This is a genomic window from Mesorhizobium sp. M0037, from assembly GCF_040323635.1.
Taxonomy (GTDB): Bacteria; Pseudomonadota; Alphaproteobacteria; order Rhizobiales; family Rhizobiaceae; genus Mesorhizobium.
On the sequence record NZ_JAMYVB010000001.1, the window covers coordinates 782039 to 806573 of the forward strand.

At 61.9% G+C, this 24535-nt stretch carries 21 protein-coding genes; 8 read left to right on the forward strand and 13 right to left on the reverse strand.

Going from position 1 to position 24535, the window contains the following annotated elements; translation table 11 throughout:
• Window positions 1-139: 139 nt before the first annotated feature.
• Together NKJ78_RS04070 and NKJ78_RS04075 are read right to left on the reverse strand one after the other, a co-directional pair.
• A complete protein-coding gene (locus tag NKJ78_RS04070) occupies window positions 140-2302 on the reverse strand; it encodes an amylo-alpha-1,6-glucosidase (RefSeq protein WP_023738732.1) in 2163 nt (720 codons plus the stop codon).
• Window positions 2303-2345: 43 nt separating this feature from the next.
• Window positions 2346-3407, reverse strand: a complete 1062-nt coding sequence (locus NKJ78_RS04075; protein ID WP_023738733.1) for a glycosyltransferase family 4 protein — start codon at window positions 3405-3407, stop codon at window positions 2346-2348.
• On the opposite strand from NKJ78_RS04075, the gene NKJ78_RS30785 reads away from it, so the two are divergent.
• Together NKJ78_RS30785 and NKJ78_RS04085 are read left to right on the forward strand one after the other, a co-directional pair.
• Entirely contained in the window at window positions 3393-3899 is a 507-nt protein-coding gene (locus NKJ78_RS30785) for a DUF982 domain-containing protein (RefSeq protein ID WP_373432840.1), read from the forward strand. The genes NKJ78_RS04075 and NKJ78_RS30785 overlap by 15 nt on opposite strands.
• A gap of 185 nt (window positions 3900-4084) precedes the next feature.
• Complete coding sequence (locus NKJ78_RS04085; protein ID WP_023672685.1) at window positions 4085-4243, forward strand: hypothetical protein; 159 nt, start codon at window positions 4085-4087, stop codon at window positions 4241-4243.
• A 601-nt stretch (window positions 4244-4844) separates the two neighbouring features.
• Here NKJ78_RS04085 and NKJ78_RS04090 read toward each other — a convergent pair.
• The 5 genes from NKJ78_RS04090 to NKJ78_RS04110 all read right to left on the reverse strand — a co-directional run bounded on the left by NKJ78_RS04090 (window position 4845) and on the right by NKJ78_RS04110 (window position 9912).
• A complete protein-coding gene (locus tag NKJ78_RS04090) occupies window positions 4845-5045 on the reverse strand; it encodes a hypothetical protein (protein WP_081726098.1) in 201 nt (66 codons plus the stop codon).
• A 2-nt stretch (window positions 5046-5047) separates the two neighbouring features.
• Window positions 5048-5233, reverse strand: coding sequence for a hypothetical protein (locus NKJ78_RS04095; RefSeq protein WP_023682450.1), 186 nt, complete (start codon window positions 5231-5233; stop codon window positions 5048-5050).
• 685 nt (window positions 5234-5918) lie between these two features.
• Window positions 5919-7433 carry a protein adenylyltransferase SelO gene (locus NKJ78_RS04100; protein ID WP_023738734.1) on the reverse strand — a complete coding sequence of 505 codons (1515 nt, stop codon included), beginning with the start codon at window positions 7431-7433 and terminating at the stop codon, window positions 5919-5921.
• A 244-nt stretch (window positions 7434-7677) separates the two neighbouring features.
• The gene (locus tag NKJ78_RS04105; RefSeq protein ID WP_023738735.1) at window positions 7678-9054 is read right to left on the reverse strand and encodes an NAD(P)/FAD-dependent oxidoreductase; all 1377 of its coding nucleotides are present in this window, start codon (window positions 9052-9054) and stop codon (window positions 7678-7680) included.
• Between the two features lie 30 nt (window positions 9055-9084).
• Window positions 9085-9912, reverse strand: coding sequence for a DUF2243 domain-containing protein (locus NKJ78_RS04110; RefSeq protein WP_023738736.1), 828 nt, complete (start codon window positions 9910-9912; stop codon window positions 9085-9087).
• Between the two features lie 312 nt (window positions 9913-10224).
• On the opposite strand from NKJ78_RS04110, the gene ctaD reads away from it, so the two are divergent.
• Entirely contained in the window at window positions 10225-11883 is a 1659-nt protein-coding gene (gene ctaD, locus NKJ78_RS04115; protein ID WP_023710466.1) for a cytochrome c oxidase subunit I, read from the forward strand.
• Between the two features lie 103 nt (window positions 11884-11986).
• Here the strand turns inward: ctaD and sdhD are convergent, their stop codons facing one another.
• The gene (gene sdhD, locus NKJ78_RS04120) at window positions 11987-12376 is read right to left on the reverse strand and encodes a succinate dehydrogenase, hydrophobic membrane anchor protein (protein WP_027050929.1); all 390 of its coding nucleotides are present in this window, start codon (window positions 12374-12376) and stop codon (window positions 11987-11989) included.
• 550 nt (window positions 12377-12926) lie between these two features.
• Here sdhD and cphA point away from each other — a divergent pair.
• The 3 genes from cphA to NKJ78_RS04135 are packed head-to-tail and all read left to right on the forward strand — an operon-like array spanning window position 12927 to window position 17532.
• Window positions 12927-15812: a cyanophycin synthetase gene (cphA, locus tag NKJ78_RS04125; protein ID WP_352562368.1), complete on the forward strand. Its 2886-nt coding sequence runs from the start codon at window positions 12927-12929 to the stop codon at window positions 15810-15812.
• Entirely contained in the window at window positions 15812-16711 is a 900-nt protein-coding gene (locus NKJ78_RS04130) for an isoaspartyl peptidase/L-asparaginase family protein (RefSeq protein WP_352562369.1), read from the forward strand. Before cphA ends, NKJ78_RS04130 begins: the two co-directional genes overlap by 1 nt.
• Window positions 16708-17532, forward strand: coding sequence for a cyanophycinase (locus tag NKJ78_RS04135; RefSeq protein WP_023682457.1), 825 nt, complete (start codon window positions 16708-16710; stop codon window positions 17530-17532). The genes NKJ78_RS04130 and NKJ78_RS04135 overlap by 4 nt, the downstream gene beginning before the upstream one ends.
• Before the next feature lie 197 nt (window positions 17533-17729).
• Here NKJ78_RS04135 and NKJ78_RS04140 read toward each other — a convergent pair whose 3' ends face one another.
• Both NKJ78_RS04140 and NKJ78_RS04145 read right to left on the reverse strand, forming a co-directional pair.
• On the reverse strand, window positions 17730-18227 hold the full coding sequence (locus tag NKJ78_RS04140; RefSeq protein WP_023682458.1) for a hydrolase: 498 nt from the start codon (window positions 18225-18227) through the stop codon (window positions 17730-17732).
• A 39-nt stretch (window positions 18228-18266) separates the two neighbouring features.
• Window positions 18267-18437: a hypothetical protein gene (locus NKJ78_RS04145; protein ID WP_023672674.1), complete on the reverse strand. Its 171-nt coding sequence runs from the start codon at window positions 18435-18437 to the stop codon at window positions 18267-18269.
• 935 nt (window positions 18438-19372) lie between these two features.
• Here NKJ78_RS04145 and NKJ78_RS04150 point away from each other — a divergent pair.
• Window positions 19373-20197, forward strand: a complete 825-nt coding sequence (locus NKJ78_RS04150; protein WP_023682459.1) for an SIR2 family NAD-dependent protein deacylase — start codon at window positions 19373-19375, stop codon at window positions 20195-20197.
• A 129-nt stretch (window positions 20198-20326) separates the two neighbouring features.
• Here the strand turns inward: NKJ78_RS04150 and NKJ78_RS04155 are convergent, their stop codons facing one another.
• The 3 genes from NKJ78_RS04155 to NKJ78_RS04165 form a co-directional block, all read right to left on the reverse strand.
• Window positions 20327-21394, reverse strand: coding sequence for a M42 family metallopeptidase (locus NKJ78_RS04155; RefSeq protein ID WP_352459457.1), 1068 nt, complete (start codon window positions 21392-21394; stop codon window positions 20327-20329).
• Window positions 21395-21441: 47 nt separating this feature from the next.
• Window positions 21442-21870, reverse strand: a complete 429-nt coding sequence (locus NKJ78_RS04160; protein WP_050588073.1) for a GFA family protein — start codon at window positions 21868-21870, stop codon at window positions 21442-21444.
• Between the two features lie 69 nt (window positions 21871-21939).
• A complete protein-coding gene (locus tag NKJ78_RS04165) occupies window positions 21940-22551 on the reverse strand; it encodes an ATP-dependent Clp protease proteolytic subunit (RefSeq protein WP_023672669.1) in 612 nt (203 codons plus the stop codon).
• A 481-nt stretch (window positions 22552-23032) separates the two neighbouring features.
• On the opposite strand from NKJ78_RS04165, the gene NKJ78_RS04170 reads away from it, so the two are divergent.
• Entirely contained in the window at window positions 23033-24397 is a 1365-nt protein-coding gene (locus NKJ78_RS04170; RefSeq protein ID WP_023706876.1) for a Do family serine endopeptidase, read from the forward strand.
• Window positions 24398-24535 lie beyond the last annotated feature (138 nt).

Genomic DNA, 24535 nt, shown 5'->3' on the forward strand with positions numbered 1-24535 from the left:
TTCCAACTCAATTTTGGCCGTCAGGGCCTTTTTCTTCATGGTTCCATTTGAGTGTTCGCAGCCGACGATCGCCCGTGAGAACCTGTGTTTTTCGCAACGCACAAACCCTGGGTTCGGTTCCCGTTGAAGCCCGTTCAGATCATGTCCGCACGATCAGCGGAACCAGCCCTTCATGGCGGTCGGCGAGAAAGGCGACGACGCGGTCGCCGACGCGCTGGAAGGTAAGATCGACCCTCTTTTCGCCGACACCCAGATGCCTGAGCGTCAGCGTATCGATGCCGATCGGCAAACGGGGTCGAGTGACGTGGATTTCGCCGTTCCAGCCGTCGATTTCCAGACCGAGGCACGCCTGCATCAGCATGAAGGCCGAGCCTGCCGACCACGCTTGCGGCAGGCAGGCGACGGGGTAGGCGATCGGCGCTTCGCCCGGCGAGCGGGTGAAACCGCAGAACAGTTCCGGCAGTCGCATGTTGAAATGCACTGCCGATTCGAACGTACCGCTCATCAGCCGCACCACGCTGTCACGCTCGCCGAACCGCGCCAGGCCGGCGCCGCACATCGCCGTGTCATGCGGCCAGATGGAACCATTGTGGTACGACATCGGGTTGAACAGCACAGCATCGTCGGAAAGCGTTCGCACCCCCCAGCCGGAGTGGAAGGAAGCCGAAAGCAACTGGTCGGCGACCATCTTAGCCCGCGCCGGTTCGGGCAGGCCGACATAGAGCAGGTGTCCGGCATTCGAGGTGCGCACCTTGCACGGCTCTCCGGCGCCGTCGATCGCCAGCGCATAGAAGCCGAGATCGTCCAGCCAGAAATCACGCTCGACGGCGATCCGCATCTCTTCGGCGCGATTTTCCCAGTGCTCGGCCTGCGCGAACTCGCCCCGGCGGCGGGCGAGAGCGGCAAGGCCCCTGAAGGCGGCGAAGACATAACCCTGCACTTCGACCAGCGCGATCGGCCCCTTGGGAATGCGCCCGTCGGCGTGGAAGACGGAGTCGAAGCTGTCCTTCCAGCCCTGGTTCGCAAGGCCGGATTCGGCAGCGCGCTGATAGGTGACGAAGCCGGTTGCGCGGCTCGCCTCTTCCGTCCACTTGGCGGCGGCGCAGAGAGACGGCCACAGGCTGGCGATGAAGTCCATGTCGCCGGTGCGTTCGGCATAGGCGCAGGCGAGGTGGATGTAGAGCGGCGTGGTATCGACGCCGCCATAGTAGCGGCCGAAAGGCAGTTCCTGCAGCGCCACCATCTCGCCCTTGCGCGTCTCGTGCATGATCTTGCCGGGCTGCGAGTCGCTGAAAGGCGATGTCTCGGTCGCCTGGTGCTGGGCGAGGAAGGCAAGCACGCCGCGCGCCAGGCCGGGGTTGAGCCATAGCATCTGCAGCGCCGAGATGACGCCGTCACGGCCGAAGGCCGTCGAAAACCAGGGGATGCCGGCATAGGGGTAGGGGCCGGTCGACAACTCGGTGGTCAGCAAGGCGACATCCGCGCGGGCGCGTTCGACCCAATCGTTGAAGACGCGACCCGAACTGTGCACCGTCGCGCCATGGCGGCGCTTGGCCCGCATGCCGAAACGGGCGCGCGCCGCGGCCGCCCGGAAGCGGTCGCGGTCGGGCGTTTCGGTCAGTTCCGCGCCGATCTCGACGTAAAGCATCTTGCTGCTGCGCTTGGTCACTGCGATGAGGAAATCCGCGCGCTCGGCGCTCAACTGGTCTGGCGGCTGCGAGAACGAGATCGCCGACACCCGCGCCAGCCCGTCCAGTCCGTCATAGCGCAGCAGCACCGAGGCAGGCTCGATCTCCGCTGCATGCGCCATTCCGCGCTTCGGCCGGGTCGAACCGCGGACCTCGAACATGTCCCGGAAATCGGCGGCAAAATGCAGCGAGACGCGGATTGCCGAATGCTCCTGGCTGTAGTTGGAAAGGGTGATGCGCTCGAACAGCCGGTCCTGCCACAACAGCCTGACGCGCTCGATATGGATGGCGCCCTGCGGGATGTCGCGGCCACCGACGCTTTGCATCGGCAAATTGGTCATATTGCTGGTGAACAGCACATTGTCCTGGCTGAGGGAGGCGCCGAGCAGCGATGTCTGCCGGCCGCCGACGGTGAGCCTGAACTCCGACAGCACCCGGGTGTCGTCACGGAAGAAACCGTCGCCCGCACCCCTGATATCGCCGTAGGCATCGGCCACGGCAAAACAGTCGCCTTGCTTTAGGGCAAACAGCCGGTGCGGCTCGCGCGGCGCGGTTTCGTCCAGGGAGGCAAGGGCCACGGCAGGGTCGAGCTTGCGCTCGTCAAGTTCGGTCATCAGTCACAAATCTCTGTTTCGGGCTCGGAACGTCCGCCGTCGTTCACGACGCTTTCGATTCAGCCGGGGCGCCGATGAGACGCGCATAGGCAGTGAGATAGTCGCGCGCCATCCTGTTGGCGGAGAACCGACTTTCGAAGACGGCGCGCACCTTTCGCCGGTCGAGTTGCAGCAAGGCCGGCACCGCGGCGACCGCGGCGTCGAGAGAATCGACGACAAATCCGGTAACGCCATGGTCGATGACTTCCGGCAACGCACCGCAGTTCCAGCCGATGGTTGGCGTACCGCACGCCATCGCCTCGATCGCGGCAAGGCCGAACGGCTCGGGCCAGTCTATCGGAAACAGCAGACCAGCGGCATTGCCGAGGAATTCAGTCTTCTCACTCTCGGCGATCTCGCCGACATAGTCGATGCGGTCGCCATCGATCAACGGCTCGATCGTCTCATGGAAATAGGCGCGATCATCGTCGCCGATCTTGGCCGCCAGCTTGAGTTTCATGCCCGAGCGCAAGGCGATGTCGATGGCCCGGTCCGGCCGCTTGTCGCGCGAAAGCCGGCCGAGAAAGGCGAGGTATGGTTCGCCTGCCGCCGTCTCGAAGGTCGGCTGATAGAGACCCGTCGGCAGCCCGTGATGGATGGTGGCCAGCCAATTGGCATTCGCAAGCCCGGTCTTCTGGCTATGCGAGATCGAGATCAGCGGAAAGCGCGGAAAACGCTCATAGGCTGGCGCCAGATCGACATAATCGAGCCGGCCATGAGGCGTCGTCACCGTCTTGTCCGGCATGGTCTCGAAGAACGAGAAATGCAGGAGATGGCTGAGGTGAAAATGAATGATATCAAAGTCGTGGGCTCGGTTCCTCACATCGGCAAGCATCGCAAGATGCGCCGCCGTGTCCGATTTCAGCGGGCGCGGATCGAGGCGTAGCGCGCGTTCGCGACCTGGTATCAGTCTGGCCGACGTCCGGCTGTCGCCGCTGGCGAACAGCGTCACCTCATGGCCGAGTTCGACCAGCCCTTCGGTCAGATAGGAAACGATGCGCTCGGTGCCGCCATAGAGAAGGGGTGGCACCGATTCGTGCAAAGGGGCGACATGGGCTATGCGCATGGTTTGAACGTGTCCCTCAAGGCAATCACGAGAGCGAAATGCATCAGCCGGCCTAACGTTCCGGACAAAAGCGGGCGTCGGCAACCCAAGCCCACCAGCGCAGATTTTTTTGCAATAAGCGGAACAAACGCGCCATCCGCGAATTTAGTAGGGTTGGTTCGCGCTGCGGCCGACCAGGGAGAGAACAAAATGGACCGCTTGCATTTCTTTACGCCCGTGCGCATTGCGCGCGGGCAGGGACACCCCGTCGAGGAAGTCGATAGCGTTGCCGAAGCGATGGTCTTTTTGCAGAAATGGCCATTGGGACGGCGTGGGCCTGTGTATCAGTGCGCCGTGAATTGCTGCTCCGCGGCCCTGTCGGGCAGAATGTCGGCCGAAGCAGCCAGGAAGGCGTTTACGGGCTTTGCCCGCATCACCCGGCTGCTCGATGATGACATGGCCCTGCCGATGGGCGGCGAAAGCATGGCGGAAGTCCACGCGCTGAGGCGCTAGGCGCCGGTCCAGCCATTTGGCTATTGAACACCCGGGCTTTGGCGGCGCGGGCATCATCTTTTCCGCACCGGAGTATTCCGGCGCGGACCTTCACCTCATGGGCCACACTGTGCTTTCATGCGGCGTTTCGCATGACCGGTGGGTGACGACCATCCACAGGCGGCCCGAACGTGGAGGGGTAGACAATGCCGAGACTGATCCTGGGAACACTCGGCGCTATCGTCATCGCCCTCATCTGGGCGGTCTTTGCCAGTTTGATGGGCGCGCCATCGATCGTGATCACGGTCGGCGCGGTCGCCATTGGGGCCGGCGTCTACACCTACGTCGACCGACGCTCGACTTGACGCGTCCCCGGTCTGCCGCGCGCTCGACCAATTGCACGCCGGTGTTTGACGCGCGCGGCAGCCGCGGCGGGCATTCTTCAAGGATGAGCTTGCTGGCCGCATAGAGAGCCAAGGCGCAGACAGGGCGCCACACGTCGGACCGGGCTCCGCGAGAACTTGGGAGAGATCGTCAAAGATCTTTCAATCCGGCCAATGTAGATCGAAACGGCGAATCTGTGGATTTCCGGTGGAACATCGTCGCCTCGAAACACTTCGGGCGTTGCACTGCCCCATCAGTGCACGTTCCCTTGTTCTGTTGGAACTGGCCGGCTGCCGAAAGGTGGCCGGCTTTTTTGTATATAAGCGGAACCTGAAATTACGGGGCTTGTTCTGCATGCGGCAGCGAGCCCCTCGCTGCTGGTCGAGGGCCGTAACCCTTGGCCGGGCCCGCATCGCTCCGCCAGTGGTGCGGGCCCACGGCCTCCGGTTTTTCCGGGCGTCTCGACTCGCTGATCCTCACCCTGGTCCGGCTAATGCATGTCACTCAAAAAAAGGCTCGGTTGTGAGACAATGACATGCACACGCGGCGCGCTTTAGCACAATCATTCACAAAGCCGTGGGTTCAACTGTTGCTACCCTTCTTGGCTGGATTGTGCGAATGATGACTGTCCTTTTCACCGCCACCCCCTGAAACTCGGCTTTTGGATCGACGGTCTTCATCCGCCGGGGGCTTGTTGATCTGTAAGGGTTTTCTGGCGTTCTCGTGCGATGCGCCTGGCCCGCCCTGCCGGATCGTGTTCGGGTGTTTCTTCGATGTGGACATGATCACCGATCCTGCTGACGGCCCTGATGAGTGGTGTTGACCTTGGTGTTGGCTTGCTGCCCTTGGCGCTCCGGATCCGGCGCTCCGTGAGTGCCGTGCTGGGCATCATCGTGGCTAATCTGTCGCCCTTCTCCTCGACCCTTCTGGCTCTGGTTCTCAGGCGGCACGGGCGGCATTTTGCTCGACATCTGCATCTCCTTGGTTGGTCTCGTGACTCCAAACCGTGATCGTGGGGGGAAGTTCCGTCTGCTTCGTCAGCACCTGTGATTTCGGTGCCGACGGAATCTGACTCCCAACGCGGATTTCAACGAACGGCAGGGCCTGCGTTGCTTGTCGAGGACAGGCAATCTCTGGGCAGGCCCGCGTCGCCCCGCCAGTGATGCGGGCCTGCAATATAAACCTCAAGACTGGGCTGCTATCGCAGTTTATTGCGAGCTTCCGGCGACTTGCGTAGCGGGCTTCAGTGGCTTTCAGGAGAGCAGCGTGTTGTATCCGGTCGATTTCGAGCGACCGAAATACAGTGCTTGACCACGTTGCTGACATGATCGGTGATGGTGTCGCGCCTGGATCGCGGCAGCAGCCTCAGGTCCGCTCTCCCTGCAGCTGATGGCAGCTAAAACGACGTCAAAAGACCTAAGTCTCTTTGATCGCCCTCGCTGCTCGCACGAGCGATGACCAGTCAGCTCCCATGGCTGCGACAAGGTCTCGAGCATCTTCGTCTGATATTCCGGTACGGTCTACGAGCTTCCGTGCCAGCAATTCGAATGCCAATTCTATGATCGTCATAGCTCAGCCCTTACGAGAGTACCCGTGACGATAGCTTGCAAATGGGTCTTCCGCATTTGCACATGTTAAGCGACCATCACGAATGTCTCAGGTACCGCAGAATGTCTGCAGGACGCGCTCATCCGGGCGTGGCGGCTCAGCATAGCGTTCCATTCCCGGCTGCTCATCGAAGGGACGGCTGACGACCGTCAAGATCTCCTCGAACGGTGTGAAGTCGCCGCCCAACGCCGCCTGGATCATCGCCTCGATGCGATGATTGCGGGGGATGAATTTGGGATTGACGGATTGCATGGCTGCCCGGCGCGTGGCCGTGTCGGCTGCTTCGCTTGCAATGCGCTGGCGCCACCGCGCCGACCAGGCATCGAATGAGCCTGGATCCTTAAACAACTGCCGCGCCGTGCCTTGGCCGTCCGCAGCGTCGAGGTCATCGCCCAGGCGCCGGAAGCCGAGCGTAAAATCCGCTTCGCCGCGAGCCAGCACATCCAGAAAGTCGGCAGCGAGCTGCAAGTCGCCTTCCGCTTCGGTCAGCAGTCCGAGTTTTCTGCGGAAGCCGCGCTGCAACACAGCCTCATAGGAGGCCTGGAACGACCTCAGCACCTCTTCCGCTTCAGACACTGCTTCATTCTCGTCCGTGCTCATGAGCGGCAGCAGGGTCTCGGCAAAGCGCGCAAGGTTCCATGTGGCGACACGAGGCTGGTTGGCATAGGCATAGCGACCGGCGCGGTCTATCGAACTGAACACCGCGCTGGGGTCGTAAGCGTCCATGAAGGCGCATGGGCCATAGTCGATCGTCTCGCCCGAGATCGACATGTTGTCGGTGTTCATGACGCCATGGATGAAGCCGACCAGCATCCAGCGCGCCACCAGGTCCGCCTGTGCGGCGACAACGGCCTCCAGCAAAGCCCGGTACGGCCGTGCTTCCCCCGCCAGCTGTGGGAAGTGACGCTGAATGGCATAGTCGGCCAGTATCTTGAGCGCCTCGGTGTCGTGGCGCGCGGCGAAATATTGGAACGTGCCGATCCTGATATGGCTTGCCGCCACCCGTGTCAGGACGGCGCCGGGCAGCCGGACCTCGCGATAGACCGGGTCGCCGGTGAGCACCGCCGCAAGGCTTCGCGTCGTCGGAATGCCGAGCGCCCCCATCGCTTCGCTGACGACATATTCGCGCAGGACAGGGCCGAGTGCGGCGCGGCCGTCGCCGTTGCGCGAGAACCGCGTTGGTCCCGATCCTTTCAGCTGGATGTCACGGCGAACGCCGTTGACGTCCACCACTTCGCCAAGCAGCAGGGCGCGCCCGTCGCCAAGCTGAGGCACGAAGTTTCCGAACTGGTGGCCCGCATAGGCCAGGGCGATTGCTTGCAACCCTTCCGGAAATCTGTTGCCGGCAAGCATCGCCACTCCATCCGGGCTGGTAAGCTGGTCGGCATCGAGCCCGAGTTCCTCCGCGAGGTGCCGGTTGAACCGGATCAGCCGCGGTTCGGACACCGGCTTCGGATCTGTTTGCGCGAAGAAGCGCTCCGGCAATTGCGCATAGCTGTTGCTCAGGGCGGGAAGCCCCGTCTGAATGACCGGGGGTTGTTCAGCAGTCGCAGGTGACGTCATGACGAGCTGTCTCTGAAGAGGAGGGGTTCAACAGATCCCGTTTCGAGGAGCCTGTGTTCATTTGAGCATATAGGGATGCAACGTCGCTGGTGCCATCCGGATCCCATCATGCCGGCACCGGATACAAGCTGGGAACCACCCGCCTCGATTATCGAGGTTCGGGCTGCAGTGGGACGACGGGCCGTGGCGGAATCCAGAGCTGATCCCCGCATCGCCACTGTCTCCGAACTGAGCACCCGGCAATCTAGTCAGTGCGGGCGGGCAATGCCGGGGCGGCGTCTGCCTTGGGTGGCAGCGGCTCTCTCGGGGCCGCTCCCGGCGACGATGTTGAACCCGGTTCGACTCGTTCCTCGGCGATGAGTCGGGCGCCACGCTCATAGGTCAGGTAGCGCCAGAGCCACTGGATCGAGACCTGAACGCGGTGCTGAAAACCGACGAGCAGATAAACATGGATGAGCGCCCAGGCAGACCAGGCGAACCAGCCTTTCAGTTTCAGCCTGCCCGATTCGAACACGGCAGCGTGGCGGCCGACAATGGCCGTGTTGCCTCGATTGCTGAAGACAAAAGCGGGCAGCGTGTCGCCAGCATCTATCCGGCGTGCCAGTGCCTTGCCGAGGTACTCGCCCTGCTGCTTGGCGACCTGGGCAAGACCCGGCAATGGCTGGCCGTTCCCATCGAGGACCAGTGCGACGTCGCCAAGCGCGAAGACATCGGGATGGCCGACGACCTGCAGGTCGGATTCGACCTTCACCCGACCGCCGCGGTCAAGCCCGACACCAAGCTGGGCGACCAGCGGAGAAGCCGCCACCCCGGCGGCCCAGAGCGTCAAGGCCACCGGGATCACCTGGCCGCCGACGGTGAGCTGATGCGCTTCGATAGCCTCGACCCGGTTGCCGAGCGCGACCTCGACGCCCAGGCTTTCAAGGCGCAGACGTGCATATCTGGAAAGCTCCGGGGCGAATCCGGCGAGCAGACGCTCGCCGGCTTCTACCAGTATGATCCTTGTCTTCTCGGGCCGGATGTTGCGGAAGTCGCGCGCCAGTGTGTGCCGGCTGAGTTCGGCGATCGAGCCCGCCAGTTCGACACCGGTCGGGCCGCCGCCGATAATGGCGATCGTCATCAGCCGGGATTGCTCGACTGGATCGGTGGTCCGTTCCGCGTGCTCGAACGATAGCAGCAGCCGTGACCGGATCGTGCGCGCGTCCTCGATGGTCTTCAAACCGGGACAAACCCGAGCCCAGCTCTCCTGGCCGAAATAGAATGGCTGCGAACCAGTGGCCAAGACCAGGATGTCGTAGGGGACCGTGGTCCCATCGGCCAGCACCAGTATCCTGGCCTCGGTGCCGATCTCGGTGACATCGCCGAAGAGGACCTGAACCGAGGGATAGCGGCCCAGGATCTTGCGGATGGGCTCGGCGATATCAGGCGCCGACAAGGCGGCGGTTGCAACCTGATAGAGCAAGGGCTGGAACAGGTGGTGATTGTGGCGGTCGATGATCGTCACCCCGATTTCCGCCTTGCCAAGCGCCTTGGCAACCTCCAGGCCGGCAAAGCCTCCGCCGACCACGACGATGCGCGGTGTCAGGCTCCGGCCGTGGCTGCTCTCGGTGGCGAACTGCATGCTTGATACTCCCCTATCCCTGTCCGGAAGTCATAGCCTGGCAGGAGTGCCTCGCTGCTGGCTGGAGCTACTGCTCATTCCGGCGGCATCGGTCCAGGCGAGGCATCCGGCAATGACAGGCGTCGTGCTGACCACAAGGGCGCCGCGCGCGTGAAGGGATACCAACCCGCGCCATGAGACGCGGTCGACCGCCCAGATGGTGCCGCTGGCGTCGACCCATTTGAGATGGGCGTCGGCGACTTCAACCGCCCGCATCATCGCCGCCGGTTCCATCCCGGCCCGAAAGACGATGATGGAATTGGCGGCACCGTTGAAGAACGGGCCGGCGCCGGCTGCCAATCCCGCGAGCAGGACGATGCTGGTCAGCGCTGCCGAAGCACCGCGTGCCGGTCCGCCGCGGTTGGGCAGCACCAGCACCAACACAAGCGGCACGATGCCGAAGATGACCAGCCACGCGATATCCCAGGCGAGCGGCAAGTCGCTGTTCATCTTGATCCGGTGCAGACCCAGCAGCCAGTGAAACACGACAGCATCGACGACATGCCAGACGCCGAACCCTGCGAAGGCGAGCCGCAGGATCTCCGTGGTGGTCCCGGGCCGCGCGCCCGCCGCCCTCGCGGCCACCAGCAGCACCGTGCCGGCGACGGCGAGCACATACATGAAAAGATGGAAGAGGCCGTCGGCCATGATCTGGAAGCGCAGGTCGGAACCCGCCGGATCGGCGACGCCCGAGAGAAGATGATGCCATTGCAGGATCTGATGCAGGACGATGCCGTCGAAGAAACCGCCGAGCGCGAAGCCGAGCAGCAGCCAGCCGGCTCGCGTCCTCGGGTCGAGTGTCGCGGTGATCGCGTCCATGTCAGGACCACCGGCTCCAGGCCGGGGCGTTCAGTTGCCTGCGCACCGACATGTCCGGCGGCATGGGGTCATGGAGACCATGACGCGCCTCGAGCCAGAAGGCGGATATCAGCCCACCAACCACCGTCGTCAGAACCAGTGTCGCAGCAATTATCGCCAGCATGGACGTCGATCCTCAGCCGCGCAGGGTCGGCCGCGCGGAACCTAACAGCGGCTTCCGTGGAATGTTCCTGGCTGTCGGTTCGGTGGAGGGAACAATCAAGTTCCAGCACGGTTCGATGCTGGCGACGGACGGCTCAAGCGGAGAAGGTCATGAACGAATATACGGCGGCAGATCCGGGCGGTCTCGACGGCCATCAGCCGAGCGGCATCACCCGATGGCTGTTTTCGACCAACCACAAGGACATCGGCACACTCTATCTGGTCTTCGCTTTCATCGCGGGGGTGATCGGCATGCTCTTGTCGGTGAGCATGCGAATCGAGCTGCAGCAACCCGGGATCCAGTTTTTCCCCGGACTGGCGTCGATGATCTACGGTTACCAGGGCGACGCGGCGATCGACGCCGGCAAGCAGCTTTACAACGTCTTCACCACGGCCCACGCGCTGATCATGATCTTCTACACTGTGATGCCCGCCCTGATCGGCGGCTTCGCCAACTGGATGGTTCCGATCATGATCGGCGCCCCCGACATGGCCTTCCCGCGCATGAACAACATCTCGTTCTGGCTGCTGCCGCCGGCATTGATGTTGCTTTTATTGTCGATCTTCATGCCCAGCGTCCCCGGCGGCTATGGCCCTGGGACCGGCTGGTTCCTGTACCCGCCGCTGTCGACCTCCGGCCATCCCGGTCCCGCCGTGGATCTGGTCATCCTGTCTCTGCACATTGCGGGCGCCTCCTCGATCCTGGGAGCCATCAACTTCATCACCACCATCTTCAACATGCGCGCGCCGGGGATGACCCTGCACAAGATGCCCCTGTTCGTGTGGTCGATCCTCATCACCGCCTTCCTGCTGCTGCTGGCTCTGCCGGTGCTGGCCGGCGCCATCACCATGCTCCTGACTGATCGCAATTTCGGAACCACGTTCTTCGCGCCGGACGGCGGAGGCGACCCGCTGCTGTACCAGCATCTCTTCTGGTTCTTCGGCCACCCGGAAGTCTACATCATGATCCTGCCGGCGTTCGGCATCGTCAGCCAGGTGATCTCGACCTTCTCGCGAAAGCCGATCTTCGGGTATCTCGGGATGGTCTACGCAATCGTGGCGATCGGGGTGATCGGCTTCGTCGTCTGGGCCCACCATATGTACACCAGCGGGATAGGCCTCGACACGCAGCGCTACTTCACCTTCGCCACGATGGTGATCGCAGTGCCGACCGGGATAAAAGTGTTCTCCTGGATTGCAACCATGTGGGGCGGCTCGGTCGGCCTGCGGACGCCGATGCTCTGGGCCCTCGGCTTCATATTCCTGTTCACCGTAGGCGGGGTGACGGGCGTTCAACTCGCAAATGCCGGCCTCGACCGTGAACTGCACGACACATACTTCGTCGTCGCGCATTTCCACTACATACTTTCACTGGGAGCGATCTTCGGCATCTTCGCGGGCTGGTATTACTGGTTTCCGAAAATGACGGGATATCTCTACAATCCGCTTCTGGCTGGGGTCCATTTCTGGACGACCTTCGTCGGCGTGAACCTCGTCTTCTTCCCCCATCACTTCCTTGGATTGGCGGGCATGCCGCGTCGCTATGTCGACTATCCCGACGCATTCGCCGGCTGGAACATGGTGTCCTCGTATGGATCGTACCTGTCGGCCGCGAGTGTCGTGATTTTCCTCTTCGGCATCTTGGAAGCTTTCTACCGGCAAAGAGCCGCCGGCATGAACCCATGGGGGCCAGGAGCTACCACATTGGAGTGGGAGCTGACCTCTCCACCCCCTTTCCATCAATGGGACAGGCTGCCGCAAATCAGATGAGGCCGGGTTGTCGAACTCCTGTGCGCAAGCCAGCCCGGTTCGCCGCTGAGGCGAACTTCAGCCTGCCGGTGGCAGACGTTGGCTGCAGCTGAGAACCGGATCGCTATCTGAAGCTGATTAACAGCACAGCGAACAAGCTTGCGAGCGCGACTGCCCAGCAGAATAACCAATTGGCGATCAGAAGAAGCGATTTGAGCACGGTGGCATGGCAGTAATCTTCGATGATCGATTGCATTCCAAGCCGCATGTGAACGCAGCTTACGAGAATGAAGCCAATAAGGGCTGGCGCGACATAGATCGATCCTACGACGCTGAGGACGGCGTCTCGAGGCTCACCGACCAGCATTATAACGACCGCGACGATGTAAATGACAAGGATCAACAGGGCAGCAGATGTCAGCCGCTCCAGCATGAACGTTTCGGTTCCGTGTTTCGCCGATCCAAGGCCCCGCACTCGAGCTAGCGGAGTTCTGATTGAGGGTCTGTCAGCCATGGCGTTTCCCCAAAATTACTTGGTTGACTTGCGGGCAACTCAAGCTGTTGCTGTTTCGATGCCCGGGCCGTCGGTGCCGACGGATAGTGGGCAAGCACGGTCTCCAGTCGAGCAAGGCGGGCTTTGTGGGCGTTCAGTTCGTATCCTGAACGCCATCCAATTTGCCTGGGTCTGCCATCTCTGCATAGCTCGCTTTCAAGCAGCGAGATACGAAGGCGGACCGCGTCGATCTCCTTGACGAGCGCGGCCTTCACCGATTTTCGACTCTGCATGGCTGTAGTTCCGGTGCAAGGATGGTTCCAAACCTGACGCGTCTGGAAATGTTCCCGGGTGCCGAAGGCGTGCTGAAGATTAATGCCTCAGTGCTTGACCCGCACAATGGGTCGCCATGAGCTAAAGCCGGGCACTAGCTCAACGGCCGCGATGTGCCCGGCGAATGCTTGTGAAAACGAGCGAACGCCTGGCCCGCCTCGTCCCGAGAGATAAGTAGCCCCTCAGAACAGCGACCGCACGTGGCCGAGATGACCAGAGGGTGTTCTTGGGCCAACATATGTTATCGGCCACTTTTGTTTCTCTCTCCTGCAAAAATATTTGGGCTGAAAGGCCGGGAACTAACCGATCCTCCGGATGTTGCGGAGTTAGTCAGGAGAAACGGACTATGTCGGACAAAGAAATTCATCGGGGCGCCTCGCGTTTTCGCCCTATCCGCGTCGTGGACGCCCGCGTGTTTCGCGGGCCGCACCTCTATAGCATGACGCCAATGGTCCAGATTCGGATCGACCTCGGAGCCCTTGAGGCGTTCCCGACAGACAAACTGCCCGGGTTTTCCGAACAAATCGTCCGACTGTTGCCCGGCCTTGCGGGCCATGGCTGCAGCTATGGCGCCGCCGGCGGCTTCGTCCGCCGCATGCAGGAAGGAACCTGGCTCGGCCACGTCGTCGAGCATGTCGCCCTGGAACTGCAGAGCATGCTCGGTCACCGGGTGACACGAGGAAAGACACGGTCGGTCAAAGGCAGTCCCGGCACTTATAATGTCATGTTCGCCTACAAGGACGAGCTTGTCGGGCTGCTCGCCGGGCGCGTCGCGCTCGAACTGGTGGACAGCCTGCTGCCGGCCAATCTGCATGGTGTCGAGGGGCTCGGCGACATTGCGGAAACGCAGGGGCCATTCGAGTTCGCAGCCAGGCTGCAGCAGCTCAAGCTTCTGGCCGCCGAGCGTGCCTTGGGGCCTACGACTGCTTCCTTGGTGCGCGAGGCCGAGAGGCGAGGCATTCCGGCGGCGCGGATCGACGACAGCAGCCTCGTGCTGTTTGGTCACGGAAAGCATCAGAAGCGCATCCGCGCCAGTTGCAGTGACCTCACTTCCGAGATTGCGACCGAGATCGCCTCGGATAAGGACCTGACCAAATTCCTGCTGCAACAGGCCGGCCTGCCGGTGCCACGCGGGGAGCTGGTGCGATCGGCGCAGGACGCGGTCGCGGCAGCCGCACGGCTGGGCTACCCCGTGGTCACCAAACCACTCGATGGCAATCATGGAAGCGGCGTCAACATCGGTCTGGCAACAGAAGACGACGTCCGCTGGGGTTTCGAACAGGCGCGAGAACACAGCCGCAGCGTTATCGTCGAGCAGCATTTCGTCGGCTCGGATCACAGGATCCTGGTAATCGGCGGAAAGGTGGTGGCGCTTGCCGAGAGGGTTCCGGCCCATGTGGTCGGCGATGGCCGGAGTTCTGTCGCCGAGCTCGTCGAGGAGACGAACCGCGACCCGCGGAGGGGAGAGGGCCATTCCTCGGTATTGACCCGCATCGAAATCGACGAATGCGTCGAGCATTTCCTGTCAAAATCGCAGCTCGCCCTGGCGAGCGTTCCAGCGCCGGGCCAAATGGTGCTCTTGCGGCCCACCGCCAATCTCTCCACCGGTGGGACCGCGATCGACCGGACGGAAGAAATCCATCCCGAAAACGCGCTGATCGCCAGGCGGGCGGCACAGATCGTCGGTCTCGACATTGCCGGGATCGACTTCGTCTGTCCCGACATCTCACGGCCGGTGAGCGAAACCGGCGGCGGCATCATAGAGGTGAATGCCGGTCCTGGCTTTCGCATGCATCTCGAACCCTCGTCGGGGCGCGCCCGCAACGTCGCACGGCCCGTGCTCGATCTTCTCTTCAAAGGCGGCAAGGACGGCCGGATTCCGATCTTCGCGATCACGGGAACCAACGGCAAGTCGACCACTGCCCGGATGCTGGCGCACATCCTGCAGGCGAATGGCGCAACCGTCGGGCTCACCTCCACCACCGGCGTCTACTTGAACGGCGAGCGGATCATGACAGGGGACTGCTCCGGTCCGCAGAGCGCCAGGATCGTGCTGCGCGAGCCGGGTGTCGATGTCGCGGTGCTGGAATGTGCGCGCGGCGGCATCCTGCGCGAAGGGCTTGCCTTCGATGCATGCGATGTTGGCGCCGTTCTGAACGTCCACGGCGATCATCTCGGGCTGAGGGGCATCGACACGATCGAGGACCTGGCGGAGGTGAAATCGGTCGTGGTCGAGTCCGTCCGCCGCGGGGGATGGAGCATTCTCAATGCCGACGACGTCCATACGTCCGCAATGTCGCGAGATGCCGGCGGCAGGATCTGCTACTTCTCGCTGGCGAGCAGGAGCGAGTGGCCCGGTTTCTTGCGCAGCCACCTGGCGGAAGGCGGCCGCGCCGTGACGCGGGAGCCCAGCAGCGACGGCTGGGACATTTTCATCCACGAGGATGGGGAATCGATGTTCTTGATGAGCGTCGACGAAATTCCCGCGACCTTCGAGGGTTCGGCCGAATTCAACGTTGCCAACAGCCTGGCAGCCGTCGCCATGGCGCATTGCCACGACGTTCCGGCGGCAACGATCCGGGCGGCGCTGGCCGAGTTTGGCACCTCGTTCGAGCAATCTCCCGGTCGCCTCAACGTCTTCGACGGACATGGTTTCCGCACCATCGTCGACTATGCGCACAATCCGGAGGGGCTGAAGGCGCTCGGAAAGCTCGTTTCCCACATGAGGCGCGGCTATCAGCGCACGATCGGCCTGGTCGCCATACCGGGCGACCGCCGCGATTGCGACATACGCGAGATGGGCGCGATCGCTTCGCGGATATTCGACGTCATCGTCTTCAAGGAGGATGAGCAGGAGCTGCGCGGCCGAGCCCCCGGAGCGATCGCCGGCTTGCTGCGGGAAGGTGCCTTGAACGCCGGCTGCGCCCCAGGCCGCATTCACGCCGTCTGTCCCGAGAAGGAGGCCGTCGACGTGTGTCTCAGGCTTGCACGGGAAAACGACCTTGTCGTGCTGACCGTCGACGACGTTGAAGCCGTGTGGCGGCAGGTAACCGGCTTCGGAGGCGCGACGCCTTCGAGGGGAGGGCCCGATCAGACCCATATTCGCCATCTGAGGGCTGGCTGATGTGGTCGCTGATCCTGCACGGCGGCGCCAAGGAGATCGATCCGCAAGAGGAGGAGGCGCATCGCAACGGATGCATCGAGGCACTCGAGGCAGGTCGGGCCGTCCTGGCCGGCGGCGGAACGGCGGTCGATGCCGTGGAAGCGGCCGGTCGCATCCTCGAGGCGGACCCGACGTTCAATGCGGGATATGGAAGTGCCCTCAATTCGGACGGCGAGGTCGAGATGTGCGCTGGCCTGATGGAGGGCAGGGACTTCAATGTGGGTGCCGTCGCAGTGATGAAGGGCGTGCGCCATCCAATCAGTGTCGCGAAGGCAATGCTGCATGAGGAGCCGATCCTGCTGGCGTCGGAGGGGGCCCGGCGTTTCGCCGCCGACAAGCAGCTGGAGCTTTGCGATCCGGCGGATTTGATCACGCCGCAGCAGCGCGACGCCTCCAGCAAGTCGGAGGCGAAGGATACGATCGGTGTGGTTGCCCTGGATCAGTACGGGGACATCGCCGTGGGCACTTCGACCGGCGGACTGGACGGCAGTGCTCCGGGTCGTGTGGGGGATTCTCCGCAACCCGGTTGCGGCTACTATGCCGACAACCGGTTGGGAGCCGTCGCCTTCTCGGGAGACGGTGAGCATATTGCGCGAAAGGCTCTCGCGGCCCGTGTCATGCAGTCACTCTCGGCGCGGCAGGCATTGTCCTCGGGACAGGCTGAAGGCGGCCTGGAGCAGGTGCTGAATCCCGCGCTCAAGGAAGTCGAGGCGATCGGCGGCGAAGCCGGAGCCATCGTGCTTACCGCGACCGGCGTGTCTGGATGGGCGCATAACAGCAGGGAGTTCGCAGTCGCTTTCATGACCAGCGAGGACAACCACCCGCACGTTTTCCTGCGCAAGAAAGACGTGGGCAAATGACCGACAAGAAGAAAAAACGATCCTCGAACGGTAAAGCTGGAACGCTCGTCATCATCGGCGGCCACGAGGACCATGATGGCGATCGTGTCATCTTGAAGGAGGTAGCGAGCCTGGTTCCGAACGGCCGCCTGGTGCTTGCCACCATCGCGTCTCATGAGCCGGATGGCTATCTCGAGAAGTATCAGAGGTCCTTCGGTGAGCTGGGCATCAAGGATGTCATCGAACTCTACGTCAACGACCGCCTCGAGGCAGCTCATGAAAAGAAAATAAGTGCGCTCGCAAACGTGAGCGCGGTGTTCTTCTCCGGCGGCGACCAACTCCGGATCACCAGCCAGATCGGCGACACGCCCATCGACGAGCGGGTGCACGAAATCTATGAAGCCGGCGGCGTCATTGCCGGCACCTCCGCGGGCGCGTCGGTCATGAGCGACACGATGATGGTGAAGGGGCCGAACGCAGCCTCCTTTCGGATCGGCCACATTCGGATGGCGCCGGGACTGGGCCTGCTGCCGAATGTAATTATCGACCAGCACTTTGCGGAACGGGGCCGCATTGGGCGGCTCATCGGGGCGGTGTCGCAGAACCCGCGCGTCCTCGGCATCGGCATCGATGAAGACACTGCGATCGTGGTGAAGGGCGAGATGTTCAAGGTCATCGGCAGCGGCGCTGTCTATCTGGTCGATGCAGCCGGCGTGACGCATTCCAACATCGCGGAAGGTGAGCCTGATGCCGCCCTTTCCATCCATGATCTTAGGGTTCACGTGCTGAGCTCAGGCGACGGGTTCGATCTCGCGCTGCGACGGCCGGTAGGGCTTCCGTAAGACTTCGCCACACTCAAGCTGATGGTGCGGCGCGGTCCGCGTACCGCGAAAACCGCATATATGAAGCAGTTCTCCTATTTGAAGTCGCCCAACCAGAATTGTCGCATTGTTGCGGGTCCGGCAGGATTACAGACGGCCTCTCGTCGGCTCCAATCCCGCTAAGCTGAAGACCTTCGCTCGCCCGGCGTTCTGTCGGGCTAACCCCGCCGGCGACTGGCCTGAATGGCAGCAAAGGTTACCGGACGAAACCCCCATGCGTCGACGCCGACATCATGCTGGCGCGTCATCGGCTTCAGACGACCGTGCGAATGACCGTGCAGGTTTACCGACCTCTTGCCGATCTGGTTCCAGGTGCGAAAAGGATAGTGGCACAGAACCAGCAAGCTGCCCTCGACAAGAAGCTCCATGTAGTGGTGCACGCTCGCCCAGGCCGGGTCGCCAATGGTGGCGGCGCCATCATTGTTGCCAATTATCAGGTGCTTGGACCCGTTAAGAGACGACAGCAGTGAAGACACGGTCTCGGCTGGACCCTTGGCGAAATCGCCGAGGTGCCAGACCTCGTCGTTCGGGCCAACCGTTTCGTTCCAAAACGCAACCAGCGCCTGGTCATGATCGACCAACGAGGCGAAGGGACGCCGGTCGAGGCGCAGAATGCGCGGATCGTTGAAATGCGTATCGGAAGTGAAGAAGATCATGCGCCGCGGCCGGCTGCGACGCGCGACCGGCGATCGCGTCTAACTGCCGGAGCGCTCTTCGGCTTCATCATCGATCCCGATCGGGGCTTCCCTAAGCATCTTGAGTGCCTCTTCCTTCGTAAGGCCGCACTTGCGCGCGAAGTAGAGCGCCTCGATCGCCTTTTCGCGATCCGCCGTGGATTTTGCGTGCTGTTTGGGCTTTTTGCCCATCGTTCTCTGCCACCTTCCGAGGCCACCAAACCATCACAGTGCCGCGTTGTTCCCGTGCATCGGCTGACCTGCCGGACTGCGCGAATGCCGATGTCGCCGGCATCCCGCGAGCCCCGGACAGCGCGTATATCAGCCGGCTCGCGACAACGGCGGAGCGACTCCAACCCCGACAGCGTGAATTCAAACGAAAGCCCGCGCCGTGGGAGGGGCCGGCGCGGGCGATCGGGCTACCGATCTTGCAGCGCGGGGGTCGACCGCTGCATGGCTCGAACTGTGCAAGCGAGCATTTGTTCCGGGCCGCATGCAAAGCATCGGCGTTTCATTGCAATTCTGGGGGACACAACCAGCATTTCGCTTCAGTCCGCCGCCGATGTGGGAGGATGAATACCGCCTTGCGCTAATTCGTCCGCCCTGGACACGAAACCAACCGCGCATTGAGCGCGTAGCTTCGGCGATTTAAAAACACCTGCACTGGAATATTTCCGGGCGCATGGAACATCTCCGGCCGCTGATGTTTAGGCCGGAATGACGATGATCTCTGTTCTTACAATGATTTACTCTCTCGCCATCTTTATCGGCGCGAAGCGGCGCAACCTCTTGGTGAATGCGAAACTCGATAGAGTTTTGCGCAATATGGCTGGCGCAGAACTGAATCAACGTGGCCAGTAAACCGCAACACCGCCGGTTCCAGTTCACAGCCAGTGTCCTCGCGGCCGCTACCTCGGTTCGGGTGGCAAGCGGCTCGGCAGGACTGCAAGGGCCGCCCCCTCTGGGCTGGCTGGTGCGTGGTCGATCCGATTTCGTCGATGAGGGCGGAGCACGATGCTCCCGCAGTGCGCCGTGCTGGCTCGAATTGCGGGGCCGCGTCCACGATCCGCTCACGGGGCACGCACCTTTAGGTCCGGCCCACGCGAGTGGCTTCGGAGGACCTATCCATGAACGATGATGATCCTATAAATTCGCTCGCCAATGCAATTCGTCATCGCAGCGCAATTTTGTTTGTGGGGGCGGGGGTATCGATCAGCGTCGGACTTCCGTCTTGGGAGAAGCTCATCGAGCGAATGGCAAAGGAGCTCGGCGTCGACGATGAATTTTCCACGCGACGCGATCGTTTTCAGACCTTGGCCGAATACTATCGGATCAAGCATGGCAGCATCGGACCACTTCGCAGTTGGATGGACAGAAACTGGTCTGTCGCCAAGGAACGGATCGAGAAATCGGAATTGCACCGTCTCATCGTGACGCTCGATTTTCCCGTCATCTATACGACGAACTATGACCGGAACCTGGAACTCGCTTTTGAAATCCACGGTCGAGAGTACGTGAAAGTGGCCAACGCACGGCACGTTGCGCAGGCCCGTCGAGGCATAACGCACATCGTGAAATTTCACGGCGACTTTGACGAGGACTCTTCCCTTGTCCTCACCGAAACCGACTATCTTGACCGCCTGTCCTTCAATTCTCCCCTTGATGTCCGCTTTCGCTCCGACGCTCTCGGCAGCACGATCCTGTTCATTGGCTATAGCCTCTCCGATCCAAACATCCGGCTGCTGTTGCACCGGCTTTGGCAAACCTGGCACCGGTCTGGATATGAGAAAGATCGTCCCCCTTCGTTCATCTTCATGCCCAGCCGCAACCCTGTGGAGGAGGCCGTGCTTGGGCGCTGGGGTATTTCGGTGCTCGTTGGCGCAGGTGATGATCCTGAAGCCGGTCTGACGGATTTCCTCAGGCGTTTGGTGGAAGCGGTCGCGGTGACCTGAGGCGCGCTCCCCAGTGGACCGTGGTTGGGTTTTCGCAGGTGCGCGGTGACCGACGAACCGGGCGGTGGCCGACAGGCGCCAGATCGGCGACTGTTGGAGCCACGACTTCCACAATCAATCCCGCAGCGATCATCTTGGCGTGAAGTCGATCTCCGGCGTGAATTGCCGGCAATATGCACAAACCAGGTCAATCGTCGTTTGCACATCATCCAGGCAAACAACTTCGGACGGGGTATGCATGTAACGCAAAGGCACGGAGAGCACCCCACTTGCCACGCCGCCTCGGTTCTGCTGCATGACACGCGCGTCGGTAGGGCTTGAGCTGCCCACCGCCTGAAGCTGAAAAGGTAGGCCCTCTTTCTCGGCCACCGACTTCAGCAGTTTGAACACCACCGGGTTGGTGTTCGCGCCTTGAGTGATTGCCGGCCCTTTCCCAAGGTCCAGTTTGCCCTGATCCTCGGCGCGAGCGCGCGGATAGTCCATTGCCACGCCCATATCAATTGCGAGGCCGGTTCGAGGCGCGATATTGAACGCTGAGGTCATCGCGCCTCGGGAACCAATTTCCTCTTGAACCGTACCCAGGATATAGAGGCCCACGCCGGGGTGAACGCCTCCCTCCTCGGAGAGGCAGCGCAGGACCTCGGCGCCGATGAGGAGGCCAACCTTGTTGTCGAACGCTCGTCCGACAGCAAGGTTGCCTTGTAGCGCCGCAAACTCGCCGTGGATAGTGACCGCGCTGCCGACCTCTACGACCTTCAACGCTTCCTCTCGCGAACTCGCGCCGATATCGATCCACAGTTCCATCAGCGAGGGAGTTTGAGACGTGTCAGAGGCTTTGAAGGTCTGGATTGCCTTGCGACCCACGACGCCCAGGATCGGCTCCTTGCCGTGCACCCAGACACGCTGGCCGATTTCAGTGGCAACGTCCGTTCCACCTATGGTGCTGAAGAAAAGAAAGCCGTCATCGTCGATGTAATGGACGATGAAGCCGACCTCATCCATGTGCCCGGCATACATGAAGCGCATAGACGCCTCAGGATTGATGATCGCCGTGACATTGCCCATGACGTCCGTCGTCAACCTGTGGGCATACGGACGAACATACTCGCGGAAAAGCTCCGCTACGGGTTGCTCAAAGCCGCTCGGCGACGGGGTCGCCACAATTTCCTTCAAGAACTTGAGTGATTCATCGCGCATCAAGCTGACTTTCACGGTTCAAGGGGTGGAGGGCCATTCGAGCATGGTCACACTCGTCGGGCTTCGCGCCAATTTTGGCCTTCTTCGGTGCGATCGCCCGCGAATTGGTCAGCCCAAGGCAGGTTGTGGAGCCAGGCTTCGCGCCGGGGGGTCCAAAGCTCGTATGTCGGGAGAAGGTCGTTTGGCGCATCGTCGAGAGTGCCGATCATGATCTCGGCTTCGTCGTCGCGGAGATTCACCACGCGCGACCCGCATGCCGGACAAAAACCTCTGCCGTTGAACGCCGCAAGCTCGCCCTTGCACTGGTAAGCCGACCGTGGCCACACGGCAAAGGCACTGTAGGTGCTGCCGCTGGTTCGCTTGCAATCCTGGCAATGACACAAGCCAACGCGCAACGGCGCGCCGGCAACAACATACCTCACAGACCCGCAAAGACAGCCGCCGGTCCGCTCTATCTTGTCAACCTCGTCGTTCATGGTCGCCGCCGACATGAGTGAGGGGAAACGTGTTGGACTCCGCTCTGCCGTTTCCATCGAGGCATCAAGTTAATGGGCAATGTCTTCAACAAGGCCTAGCTCCAAAGCTCTTGCTGCCATCAGGTAGCAGCTGTTCAGGGCATGGTCGCGCAGCTCTTCCAGCGATGTTCGAGAACCTTGGACGAGATCGGCGAACCCTTCATTCTCGAGTCGCTCTGCCGTTTCCAACAGCGCAAGTTGTTCGCGAACGATCTGAAGACAGCTTCGAATTGGTCCATTCAGAACCAAGTCTTTCTCAAGCCTTCTTTCATGAATCAGCAGGACTGCTTGCGGGCAAAGGAACCTGCAGGCTTTCGGGAAAGCGGCAAGGACCGTTACCCCGGCAGAGTAAACCGTATTCTTGCCAATGATGTAGCCGTTGCGGCCCGAGTGTTTCAGAAAAAGTTTGAACTCTAGAGCTAGACGTCGCGCGCCGTCGGCGTCGCCTCCGGGCGTGTCGATTTCAACGTAGAGATCGTCTTCCCCGGAACGCACGGCTTTCAAATCGTCCAAGGCTTTGGTGACGACAGTGTCATCAATCAAGCCGTGTATACGCAAGTTTGGATCGAACAAAAGCCGGTGAAGGTCTGGAGCGGGCGGCGGGGAGACGGTGTGTTCGGCTGACTGGGGCAACAGGTCCATATAGGCATCCTCATTATGGGGGCCGAACTTAGTTGGTACCCTTTTGTTCCCTTGAGGGAGTTCGAGCGGTGGTGATCACAGCCGCGTCTCTCGGCGGCTGTGGAGCTCCCTCTTTCATTGCAGATCCTTTTCGCACCAGGCCCGGTAGAGGCACCTCAGCCGCTAGGTTGGCTCCATGGGCATATCGGGCATTTGCCGGAGCTGACGCAGTCGCTTTGCTGATTTCTGCCACGTCCGGGACCAGTCCTGTGGACGGTTGAACTCGACGGCCTCAATGGTTCCCGGCTGCTGCCTTCCGGACCCCCGCGGTCGGGCTATTTTTCCTGGCCGTGCCATTTTTCCGGGGGGCTGAAACAAACAGCTTTGTTGGCAGTTCTAGCGTCCGGAGCACCGGCTCCGCGCGGCGCGGCCGAGCGGCCGGGGCTGTCCGGCAGGAGGTCCAGCAATGTCTCACGATATGCAAAGACGATTTGCAACGCGCTTGATCGCGGTTGCGCTGATGCTCTCGGCCAGTGGCGTGGCGCCTGTCCTGGCCCAGGATACCCCGACCGACTTCACAGCGATCATCCAGCAGAAATTGCCGGCCGTGGTCGCGATCACGACCCGGGAGGTTGTCCAGGACCAGACGACGGCGGGCGACTTTACAAGTCCGTTCGACGGCCAGGGCCTCGGACCCGTTCAGCCGCAGGTGAGGGAGGCGCTTGGCTCCGGATTTGTGATCAGTGCTGACGGCTACATCGTCACCAACAACCATGTCGTTGCCGATGCGACAGAGATCCATGTCGTATTTTCCGACAAGGAAACGGCGCCGGCGCAATTGGTCGGCCGTGACCCCGCCACCGATATAGCGGTGCTGAAGGTCGACCCGCGGCCCAACATGACCACGACCAAATGGGGTGACTCGGATGCAATGCAGCCGGGCGCATGGACAATCGCGATCGGCAGTCCCTTTGGGCTCGGAGGGACTGTCACTGTCGGCGTTCTTTCGGCCCGCTCGCGAGACATTCAAGCCGGGCCGTACGACGATTTTCTCCAGACGGACGCGTCGATCAATCGAGGCAACTCGGGCGGTCCGCTGTTCAATGCACGTGGCGAGGTGATCGGCGTCAACACCGCCATCGTCTCGCCGTCGGGCGGCAGCATCGGGATCGGATTTGCGGTGCCATCGCGCACCGCCCAGAGCATCGCCGACCAGTTGATTAGAACCGGCCGGATCGAGCGTGGCTTCATCGGGGTCCGCCTGCAGGACATCACGCCGTCGCTGGCTGAGGCCCTCGGGATGAAGGATGACAAGGGCGCGCTGGTTGCTTCGGTCGAGCCCGGCAGCCCGGCGGAGAAAGCCGGCTTGAAGCCGGGTGACGTGATCACCCGGTTCAACGGCAAGGGCATTGAGGGTGTCCATGACCTCACGCTTGCGACGGCTAGCCAGAAGCCTGGCAGCAAGGCCACTCTGACACGGAGTAACGGCGGCAAGGACCAGGAGATCGCGCTTGTCATCGGTGAGCGCAAGGATGCGGAGGTGAAGACCGGCGCTGTTCCCGACAAGAAGTCGGCGGCAGAAGGCCTCGGCCTATCGCTCAGCCCGATTCCGGATCAGGCGCGTCAGCAGCTCGGCATCAAATCAGGAACGACCGGCGTCTTCGTCGTGGAAGTGGTTCCCGATGGCCTTGCCGCCCGGAGCGGATTGCAGCCGGGCGATGTCATCATATCGGCCAACAATCGCCGGGTGACGGAGCCTTCGGACATCGTCGAGGAGTGGGCGAACTCTCGCCGGCAGAGCAAGCCCATCCTGTTTCGGCTGGAAAGGCAGGGGCAGTCCGTGTTCGTGGCGGTCGCCGGGAAATGACCGTCTCCAGGACGACCATGTGATTGCACCACGATCCGCTTGCGGATCCCGCTCCAAGGGTGTCGGACCCCAGGTGCACCGGGGAAGCATCGCCGCAGAAAGTCTGCGGGATGCGCTCATTGGGCCGGGTGCGCAACG